The organism is Pantoea sp. AS142 (assembly GCF_037152305.1).
Taxonomy (GTDB): Bacteria; Pseudomonadota; Gammaproteobacteria; order Enterobacterales; family Enterobacteriaceae; genus Pantoea.
Window position 1 is genome coordinate 19,542 of the sequence record NZ_JBBCMO010000019.1, and the last position, 8,723, is coordinate 28,264.

The 8,723-nt window shown below is 45.5% G+C and carries 9 protein-coding genes and 1 pseudogene; 3 read left to right on the plus strand and 7 right to left on the minus strand.

The annotated features are described in order from the left end of the window. Window positions 1–13: 13 nt before the first annotated feature. Window positions 14–559 carry a hypothetical protein gene (locus WFO64_RS22090; RefSeq protein ID WP_337014338.1) on the minus strand — a complete coding sequence of 182 codons (546 nt, stop codon included), beginning with the start codon at window positions 557–559 and terminating at the stop codon, window positions 14–16. A 934-nt stretch (window positions 560–1,493) separates the two neighbouring features. Here WFO64_RS22090 and WFO64_RS22095 point away from each other — a divergent pair. Beyond that, on the plus strand, window positions 1,494–1,964 hold the full coding sequence (locus WFO64_RS22095) for a hypothetical protein (protein ID WP_337014340.1): 471 nt from the start codon (window positions 1,494–1,496) through the stop codon (window positions 1,962–1,964). Here the strand turns inward: WFO64_RS22095 and WFO64_RS22100 are convergent. The 5 genes from WFO64_RS22100 to WFO64_RS22120 all read right to left on the minus strand — a co-directional run bounded on the left by WFO64_RS22100 (window position 1,947) and on the right by WFO64_RS22120 (window position 5,280). Further along, window positions 1,947–2,684 carry a hypothetical protein gene (locus WFO64_RS22100; RefSeq protein ID WP_337014342.1) on the minus strand — a complete coding sequence of 246 codons (738 nt, stop codon included), beginning with the start codon at window positions 2,682–2,684 and terminating at the stop codon, window positions 1,947–1,949. The genes WFO64_RS22095 and WFO64_RS22100 overlap by 18 nt on opposite strands. Before the next feature lie 231 nt (window positions 2,685–2,915). Then, a complete protein-coding gene (locus WFO64_RS22105) occupies window positions 2,916–3,659 on the minus strand; it encodes a hypothetical protein (RefSeq protein WP_337014344.1) in 744 nt (247 codons plus the stop codon). Window positions 3,660–3,693: 34 nt separating this feature from the next. Then, the gene (locus tag WFO64_RS22110) at window positions 3,694–4,107 is read right to left on the minus strand and encodes a type II toxin-antitoxin system VapC family toxin (RefSeq protein WP_337014346.1); all 414 of its coding nucleotides are present in this window, start codon (window positions 4,105–4,107) and stop codon (window positions 3,694–3,696) included. Continuing rightward, window positions 4,104–4,334: a type II toxin-antitoxin system VapB family antitoxin gene (gene vapB / locus WFO64_RS22115; protein WP_337014347.1), complete on the minus strand. Its 231-nt coding sequence runs from the start codon at window positions 4,332–4,334 to the stop codon at window positions 4,104–4,106. Before vapB ends, WFO64_RS22110 begins: the two co-directional genes overlap by 4 nt. Window positions 4,335–4,923: 589 nt before the next feature. Continuing rightward, window positions 4,924–5,280 (minus strand): hypothetical protein, encoded by a 357-nt coding sequence (locus WFO64_RS22120; RefSeq protein ID WP_337014349.1) that lies wholly within the window; start codon window positions 5,278–5,280, stop codon window positions 4,924–4,926. Window positions 5,281–6,303: 1,023 nt separating this feature from the next. On the opposite strand from WFO64_RS22120, the gene WFO64_RS22125 reads away from it, so the two are divergent. Next, entirely contained in the window at window positions 6,304–7,230 is a 927-nt protein-coding gene (locus WFO64_RS22125; protein ID WP_337014354.1) for a substrate-binding domain-containing protein, read from the plus strand. Window positions 7,231–7,299: 69 nt separating this feature from the next. Beyond that, window positions 7,300–8,172: a helix-turn-helix transcriptional regulator gene (locus tag WFO64_RS22130; protein WP_337014351.1), complete on the plus strand. Its 873-nt coding sequence runs from the start codon at window positions 7,300–7,302 to the stop codon at window positions 8,170–8,172. Window positions 8,173–8,628: 456 nt separating this feature from the next. On the opposite strand, the pseudogene WFO64_RS22135 reads toward WFO64_RS22130, so the two are convergent. Then, a pseudogene (locus WFO64_RS22135) lies at window positions 8,629–8,723 on the minus strand (integrase); the annotation flags it as partial.

Below are 8,723 nucleotides of genomic sequence, written 5' to 3' on the forward strand. Positions count from 1 at the left end.
GATTATAAAATCTCTATAAAGAGCATGACTGGAGTTTACGAACAGTTATTCCCAACTGGTTTTCAACCTCCTTTCTAATCCCATAGGTTCTTTTCAGGCTGACTCCGGCCTTTAAAGAAATGCTGTTTGCATCTATGCCTGAAAAGAAATTATGGAAAATTTTTAAATGTGTTGATTTGAGAGACGACAGATAGACATCATATTCGTTTCCTGTGGTAAAACAGTGCGTTAACTTCTCCTGTGCTGCTTGAACGGTGTCTGTAGGCTCAATAATGCAAAGTGCTCTGTTCCTTGATGCAAAAAAATATGCAAGCGGAAGCATTACGCTATCAGAAATAATGATATGTCTTTTATAGACCTGCCTGACCTCCAGCATCGGAAGTAACTCCCGAATGTTTTCTTTGAAGAAAAAAAGGAAGGTTAAAGAGCGGTCCGGACTTTCCTGCTGGATTCCGCTCAACAGGCCTTCAATACCTGCAAACAACATCATGTTTTTTTTATTAGCAGGTTCATATTTGTAACAGTAAGTTAAAGAATCTATTTTCAACTGACTGGGCATGACTCACCCCAATAAATATATCTTGATTGTTTTATATGTGCATTTTAATGCTGTGGTTGCGGCAAAATTTAGATTGAAACACTATTCCGGACAAATCGTTTTAACAGATCGATTGCAGAGGTTTTGATAGCCTATGACAATTAATTACAATTTACTGATCGGCGGCGCCTTGCCACTTGAGCTCTTTAACCTTCCTGAGCGTGGATATACACATTTAATTTGATCCTGATCAATTCTTTAGATGTAAAAAACACTTTTTGATAAAAATAATTTTATTGCTCATGGATGGATCTATTTTTTAAGTGCATTTCATTGTTAACAGTTTTTTTTGTAAAGTTGTTAGGATGCATTTATTATCAGTCTTGTTTAATAATGGTTTAATAATGATGCTGATATGTGTTCAGAAGATATTGCCAGTTAGCGGCTGCAGTTGCTTTTAAGGGTTGTTGTTTACACATGATACAGAATGAGTATAAAAACCGGGTTATTACCCTGTTATACAGAGTCGTGCGCAGAATTAGTTTTGCTTAAAAAATGAATTGCGAAAGCCGTCCTGGCCTGTGCTGGAAAGGCTCATTCCCCGTGATACATAGATGAGCCCGGTGTAGCATGACATCGCGTGACAAGCGCTCACCGGAAGGGCATTGCTGGAATCTGCTGGCGCAGATATTCCTAGGAAGGTGTCTACTGAACGGCGGAGCACCACAGGCGCCTGAAGGCTGATTATTCCAGACTGGCTGTGCTGAATTAGGGGATAACCACGCGGCTGGGTTCTGCGACAGGGGCGTGTTGGCATGCAAAAAAAGGGGTTTTATGCCTCTTTGTTAAAATTTTCAGCCCCTCTTTTTTTCATCTTTTTCACCCCCACTACTTATAAGTTGTTTCACTGGGGGCTAATCCCCTTTCTTCTGGCAAGACATAGCGTGGGGGCTTTATGAGTGATGATAGGATTAGGAAAAAAGTTGGGGACTTAGTCGTTGAAATACCTTCTTCAATGATTGTCGACGGTGAAGTATTACCCTTATCTCCTTCTGACTTAGAGCCTGTATTTGCGGAAGGCGGAGATCCAGATGACAACACTCCTATTGGTTTTAATTTAGTTCATGAAGTACCTGGCAATGGAACTGTGAATAACGGTATCTATGTTGATAATTGGGGTGAAACCCATGTAACACCAGGACCATTAGACGAACGTGATGACTACGAACACCCTGATGATAGTCCGATAGATACCTACTTCACTCCTCCTGATGATTTTATTCAAAACGTCAACGTATACGTCGAATACGATGACGAGGAGGAAGAAGAAAACTATGATGAAGAACTAGACGATTTATCCATTCTTATTCAAAAGGGCCCTTCCGGGTCCTTTCTTATCTCAGAATTATCACTGCTTAGCTGTTAATTTCTCTATCTCTTGAGCAATAGCATGAGCCTGCATAGAAGTGAGTTCAATCATCGTTCTACGGAAGTTAGCCCCGCCCCCGGTTAACTCTTTAAAGCGACGCGCGGAGATAGCCTTGAAGCCGGTTTTAAAATCATTGAGTGGCTTAGCGTATTTATCATCAGCTACGCCGTAATGCTCGCTTTTCAAAAGATCACCATCCACAACACCAGAAGCAATGATGCCTACGCCACTCTGATACAGATAGACCTTATCACCTTTAGAAAGCTGGCAGATGTACTCCTTCCAACCTTCGCAAAAAGCCGCAGCCTCTTGGTTTTTAACCATATCGAAATGCGTTTCTACATTGTTGTTGTAGTTCGTATTCAACATGAAAGCTTTACTATCAAGGAAGCCGACTGCACTGTCTTCACGCTGATTAACTAGCTGCTCTTTCATTTCATCACTAATCAGAGAGTGCTCCTTTAGTAGCTCATTCGCAGTAACTACTCCAGCCTTAATAAATTCGCTGATTAGTGAGCTCTTAGAGCGATCAAGACTTAAAGATAGTTCGTCCAGTTCGTTGTTTAAAATGGTTGGAATGCGGATGGATATAGGCGCAGAAGCGCTATCATCGACTTGATTAAAAAGACTATTCTTTAAAATTTCTTTCAGATCTGGCATGAATTGAATCTCGCCATGAGCATGAATACAATTTGTATTTAATGAACGGTAATACATATTGTATCTATCGTCAACCGGTTAACGGCATGCCGGAAAATTCGCTGTAACACAAAGCGGTTGCGATGCCATCCTGCAGCATACAAAGCAGCATCGGAGGCAGCACCCATGAAACAGACACCACAACAACATCCCTGAGCAGGATCCGGAAAAAGGCAAAGTGGGAAAACTTAGTGAGTCGTTAATGATTGACGTTTGAAAATAAGGCACCTGTGGAAAGGTGCCTGAGTATTACAGCCCGATATAGGTTAGTGCGGTGTTTAGAGCAACCGTTAATGCAGGCAGCGCGCCAGCGACTGTAACAACATTAGCCACATCACTCAGAAGATCGGAAATTTTCTCACCGAATTTGCTGCCTGTCCCCTTACTGATTTCGCTACGGTACTCCTGATTTAAAACAGCCAGGCCAAGGGTTGACTGCACTGCATCCATAACCGGCTCAACACCGGAAATACCGTATGTTTCCAATGCCTCCTGGATTTGCGAAAGCTGTTTCAGCAGCAGGGTTTTCATCGGGGCAGGCAGATCAGCCTCCCGGATCTCATTACGCAATTGTGTGATCCGCTCCAGCAACACGTTTATTTCTTCTGCCTTTATAACCGCATGTGCACCGCGGGTTTCAAACAGATCTGATAGCATACTGAGTTCAGAGAGGGTGCGATCATCAATATGTGTCCAAAATGACTGCCAGCTACTGTTAAGGCTCTGTGAAACAAATGCTGTATCAACGCAACCCTTCCAGTGCATGGATTTTCCCCTGAGCGTTAAGAAATGATCTTCTCTGACCTGCACTATTCGTCCTGGCAACTCCATAACTCGGGCCAGACGGGAAAGAAGATGCTGCTCATTATTTTTCTGGGCCTGCAGAAGCAAGACCCACACCTTGCGACAGTTCTCATTAGGTGAATATGATTTACCCTCTTCCAGAATCTCCAGCAGCCGCTGAGCCGGATTATCAATTTTCAGTTCATTCATTCTTTTAATATCCTGCTATTAATGCCTAGAATTATTATACCCAGTCTTCCAGTATTAACCCCGGCACCCGCTCAAATTCCCGCGTATTGTTTGTCACCAGCACAGCGCCGGCGGCGATGGCGTGGCCGGCAATGGCCGTGTCGTTCGGGCCGATCGGCGTCCCGGCCAGGCGCAGCGCAACCTTAACGTTCGTCGTGGCATCGACCGCTGAGCGATCCCAGGGGAGGATGGTATCGAGGCGGGCGCAGAACGCGTCAACCAGCTCAATGTGGCGCGGCGAGGCCTTCGGGCCGGTGGCGCCGAAGCGCATCTCTGAGTAGGTGATGGCCGAGACCACAATACGCTGATTTCGCAGCACCGCCTGCGCCAGGCGCTCTAGCACTGCGTCCGGTTGCTCGCGCATGATGAACGAGCAGATGTTCGTGTCGAGCATATACATTTTGTTCACAGGTCAAACCGTCCTTCGTCGCTGACAACGTCCTCGCGCTCCGCTAAAAATTCCGGGTCGGCCTTTTCCAGGCCGGCGAACGAGCCCCAGGTCGGCCGGGCGGGACGCAGGATGATGCTGTCCCCTTCCCGGATAATCTCCAGCTCGCTGACGCCTTCAAAGTCCATATCCCGGGGCAGACGGATGGCGCGGTTATTGCCGTTTTTGAATACAGATACAGTTCGCATAGTTACTCCTTCCGATCGTGTTTACGACACCCTGCCGTTACCGGCCTTTTTGTGCAGCCATAATAGGTCTGGATAGATTTAGTATATGCAAAAAGTGGATGTATGCATAGGCTTAGGATATGCGGATGTGGAGTATATGCAGATGCTTAACATATGCCCATTGCTCTCTTTTTCATGAAAGATCCGAAAAGTACCAGAAGCGGAAGGGGCCGCCTCCTGGTAGCAGCCAGAAAACTACTACAAAGGTGATTCAGTTTGAACTTTATGCAGGAAAAAGCGCACTGACTTAATATGATGATGAAACATGAAAAATCGTACCTTCCTGGTTAATTTCCGCGGAGTCGACCGATAGAAAGATGCGTCAGGTTAGCCTCTGGCAGATAATGAGTGTCCCACGCTGAGCTATAACAAACAGGTAAAAAAGGTATGACCAGCAAAGCAGAAGAAATTGTGCTTTATACTGAACAGGGGCTCGCTGACGCACAACTGCGGGGAAGCTTAGCAGAAACAACGTCTGTATAACATTGCTTCTGCGTTATGAACATCCTCTGATATCCGTACTTTATAAAAAGACTAAAGCTTATTCTGATCACCAGTTATTCAGTGCTGCGTCCTTAACTGTGCAACCGGTGAAATAAATTTCATCGTTGCTTAATTTCGTTAACGAGCAATTTTTAGTTTTTCCGCTTATAGCTGCATCAAACGTATAGTCTTTTGAGCCGGAACCGGCCAGAAGGTTTCCGTTACCTTTGCGTTCTTTAATGTTGCTTATGGTTACCTTTTCCGGGGCAACGTTCATCGACTGAGCGAAGCTTTTTCGGACTTCATCTGTGGAGGGGGGACCTTTTAAACGGCCGTAAAGCTCCAAACCGATGTGAGTGCACCCAGATAATTGAGTAATAACAAATACCAGCGCGAGTTTTGATAAAAATTGATTTCTTCTCATAGCAGGAAACTCCTTCCGAAAAATAGTTCAACTTTTTGTTAATGTTTCATTCCCCGGTGATGCGTGCGATCGCACATAACCTCTTGATTGGAAGTTCTGACACAGAACGGGCCTCAGGGTTAAACCAGATTCTGCGGCCTCATGGCAGCGAGATTTAAGAAATTTTGCATATCAGCAATGTGCTTACTCAGCGGCAGATGAGAAATTAATACCTTTAATCTCAAACGGTTACTCAATAGTTCACATTTTTTATCACTAAAAAATAATTTATAACATTTGGTCGTTAGGATCTACTCTTCTTTACGCACCTTAAATGGCAATTCGGAAAATTCCTTTCAGAGCTAAAGGAGTTGATGGGCCGTCATGCTGTAGCGCAGTGATGCAGGAAAACCAAAATGGATGACCAGTAGGGGATCCTTGACCTGCTCCCTGATAATTCACACAAAAGGCAGTTATAAATGTCCGCTGTTCGCTCATAGCGGACTTCAGCTCAGTTAGCTTGTCCGCTTCGTGCCATTACCTGCCCTACGGCCTCCTATCCGTTCTGTGCCCGATCAGAATGAGTCTGTTTCTCGTGAGACCAAGCGTCAGCCTGACGGTAAACAGCATGCTGACGAATGCTGGCTGGGTAAAGCAAACGAATTACGGAGCGGGAGTCCCCGTACAAAATACTGAAATCATCGTCATGAGAGACCCTTCGGTAAAAAAACAGCGTGCACTCACAGTGGATACAACCGATTGCCGCACATTGTCAGAAGGCCAAATAGTTTTGTGATAAATAAGTCTGCTTATTTTTGTGACTGCAATCACTTAATAGCAATTTTTGATAGCTTAGCTCAATTACAGATTTAACGATTATTTAATTTTCAGTTTGTTAAGTTGTAGTTATAAGCAATTTAGATCCTTGTTACTTTTAGGTTATTTGCAAAAATGAAGGTGCAGCACGTGACGCATGTGAGTGAAATTTCATCCTGCACATGCTGTTTTAATATAAAAAAGATGCCTCAACCTACAGGTGACAATATGAAGATTAGCAAACCCGTCATTGCAGTATTAACAGCAGCAGCAATATTTTCAGCACAAGCCAGAGAGATGAAAGTCGGCGTGGCACTGGCCAATTTTGACCTGAATTTTATCTCTATTTTAAAAGGTCAGATGGAAACAGAACTCCGGAACGAGCAGTTGAAAGGCCAGTTTGTGGATGCCAAAGGCGACGTTGCCCTTCAGGTCCAGCAGGTGGATGATTTTATCAATCAGGGCGTGGACGCCATTATTCTCAATCCGGTGGATACGCAAGGAGTGTTACCAATGATGACTGCGGCAAAAAATGCCGGGATCCCGCTGATTTTTGTCAACCGCAAACCGGAAGTCAAACTGCCAGAGAATGTCGCTTATGTCGGTTCAGACTCGGCGCTCGGAGGCACGCTGGAGATGGAAGCCCTGGCCAAACGAATGAACTATAAAGGCAATATCGCCATTCTGATGGGCGCGCTTTCCAATGAAGAGGCGCGTGAGCGGACCCGTGCAACCGAACAGGTCATTGCGAAATATAAAAATATGAAGGTGGTCGAGAAGCAATCGGCGAAGTGGCAACGCAATGAGGCGGTGGACATTGTTTCCAGCTGGTTGCTGAATGGCACTCCTATAGACGGCATCGCGGCAAATAATGATGAAATGGCCATCGGTGCAGTGATGGCGCTCAATCAGTCCAAAAACAAAAAGATTATGGTGGCGGGCATTGACGGCACGCCTGACGGGGTGAAGTTTGTGCAAAATGGCGGCATGGCGCTGACCATTTTTCAGGATGCGCGTGGACAGGCAACCGGCTCCGTGAAGGTAGCGCGCGCCTTGCTCAATAAACAAAAAGTTGATGCTTATACCTGGGTGCCTTACAAAACCATCACTCCTGATAACGTGCAGGATTTTGTGAGTGCCGAACAGAAAAAATAAGATCTTCAGCCCGCCCCGCGGCGGGCTATTGCTTTACATTAGTGTTAAATTTATCCCTCTGAGGTTTTTATGCTCCATCAATGCCAGGACGATGTGACCATCTATCCAGGGTACGTGAAAAATGCCTGTCCAAAGTTGCTGTTTGTCTGCCGCACCGAAGGAGAGGAGTCTGCTATACCGCGCGTCATGCACAAGCACGATGACCGTCTTGAGGTGATGTTTATTGCACGCGGTACGGGGCAATATTTGATTGGGGGACGTCAGTATCATGCTCAGGAGGGGGATATTCTGGTATTTAACCAGGGAGTTATTCACGATGAACGCCCACACCTGAGCGCAGATTCTTTGATATACAGCTGCGGGATCAGTGGCCTGCATATTGAGGGTTTGGATGAGAATCATCTGACTGGCCGTGACAGAAGCGCTGTGATGGCCAGCGGTGAACACCAATCCACACTGCAGGGTCTGTTTGATGCCTTGTGTGCACAGATATTCAGTAAAGCGGCTCATCACGGCGTCGTAACTCATCATCTGGTGAACGTTATTATTATCCTGTGTCACAACATTTCGCTGGCGCGTCAGGATGAGCTTACCAAAACCGAATCTTCACTGGGCCTGTCGATTAAAGAATTTATCGATGCCCACTACAAAGAGCCCATAAAGCTGGACTCCATGACACAGGAACTTGGCATAACACGGTTCTACCTGATACACGTATTTAAACGGTTTTCTGGATATTCGCCAAAGCAGTACATTATCCGCTGTCGCGTTGGCGAAGCACAATCACTATTGCTGAACACCGATATGGATGTCACTTCTGTTGCGGGTAAGGTGGGCTATGAGAGTGTCAATAACTTCCACCGCGTCTTCAAAAATGTGGTAGGTATTCCCCCAACACAGTATAAAAATCGCTGGCTGGAAGGTATCCGGACATCGAGCTGACACGGGTGAACTGCTTTACAGAAACCCTGGCCACTGAGGCCAGGGTGAGAGCATCATATTGCAGGCAGTACGTAATCTGACTTTTCGAAGGTCGCCGTGCGCTTAAGCATATTTACCGACTTAATGACGCCTTCCATGCGTGACAGGTTCATGTAGACGTAAAGACTGTGTATTAGGTCAGGAAAGCAAAGGGTCAGCTTCATCACGACACATTCGAGTACACGCGAGAATGCAAACTGGATTTCAGTGAATTTTGGCAAAGGAATATCGTTATTATGAAAGACGCCCATCCTTGCTCCTTTTGCTGAGTTTATTTTCAGGAGAGTAAGTACTCTGATCCTGAAACTTTTGAGCCCAGACGATTATGGCTCACCGTCCGCTTTTCGCTCATAGAGGACTTTGCCTTGTTCATAGTGTCTGTTCTATGGCTACGCCTTTAATGTAAACAGACCCGTTTTAGTTCCACACACTTTTTGAGATTTCCGGTTTCTCAGCCATCAGCCGATATTCTTCCGGCGTCAGGTTATTCAGGGATTCATGAGGCCGCTCGC

What these genes read in the sequence shown, in the direction of transcription:
- WFO64_RS22090 (WP_337014338.1), bottom strand. Translation starts at nt 559, where the DNA reads ATGCCCAGTCAGTTGAAAATAGATTCTTTAACTTACTGTTACAAATAT.
- WFO64_RS22095 (WP_337014340.1), top strand. Translation starts at nt 1,494, where the DNA reads ATGAGTGATGATAGGATTAGGAAAAAAGTTGGGGACTTAGTCGTTGAA.
- WFO64_RS22100 (WP_337014342.1), bottom strand. Translation starts at nt 2,684, where the DNA reads ATGTATTACCGTTCATTAAATACAAATTGTATTCATGCTCATGGCGAG.
- WFO64_RS22105 (WP_337014344.1), bottom strand. Translation starts at nt 3,659, where the DNA reads ATGAATGAACTGAAAATTGATAATCCGGCTCAGCGGCTGCTGGAGATT.
- vapB (WP_337014347.1), bottom strand. Translation starts at nt 4,334, where the DNA reads ATGCGAACTGTATCTGTATTCAAAAACGGCAATAACCGCGCCATCCGT.
- WFO64_RS22120 (WP_337014349.1), bottom strand. Translation starts at nt 5,280, where the DNA reads ATGAGAAGAAATCAATTTTTATCAAAACTCGCGCTGGTATTTGTTATT.
- WFO64_RS22125 (WP_337014354.1), top strand. Translation starts at nt 6,304, where the DNA reads ATGAAGATTAGCAAACCCGTCATTGCAGTATTAACAGCAGCAGCAATA.
- WFO64_RS22130 (WP_337014351.1), top strand. Translation starts at nt 7,300, where the DNA reads ATGCTCCATCAATGCCAGGACGATGTGACCATCTATCCAGGGTACGTG.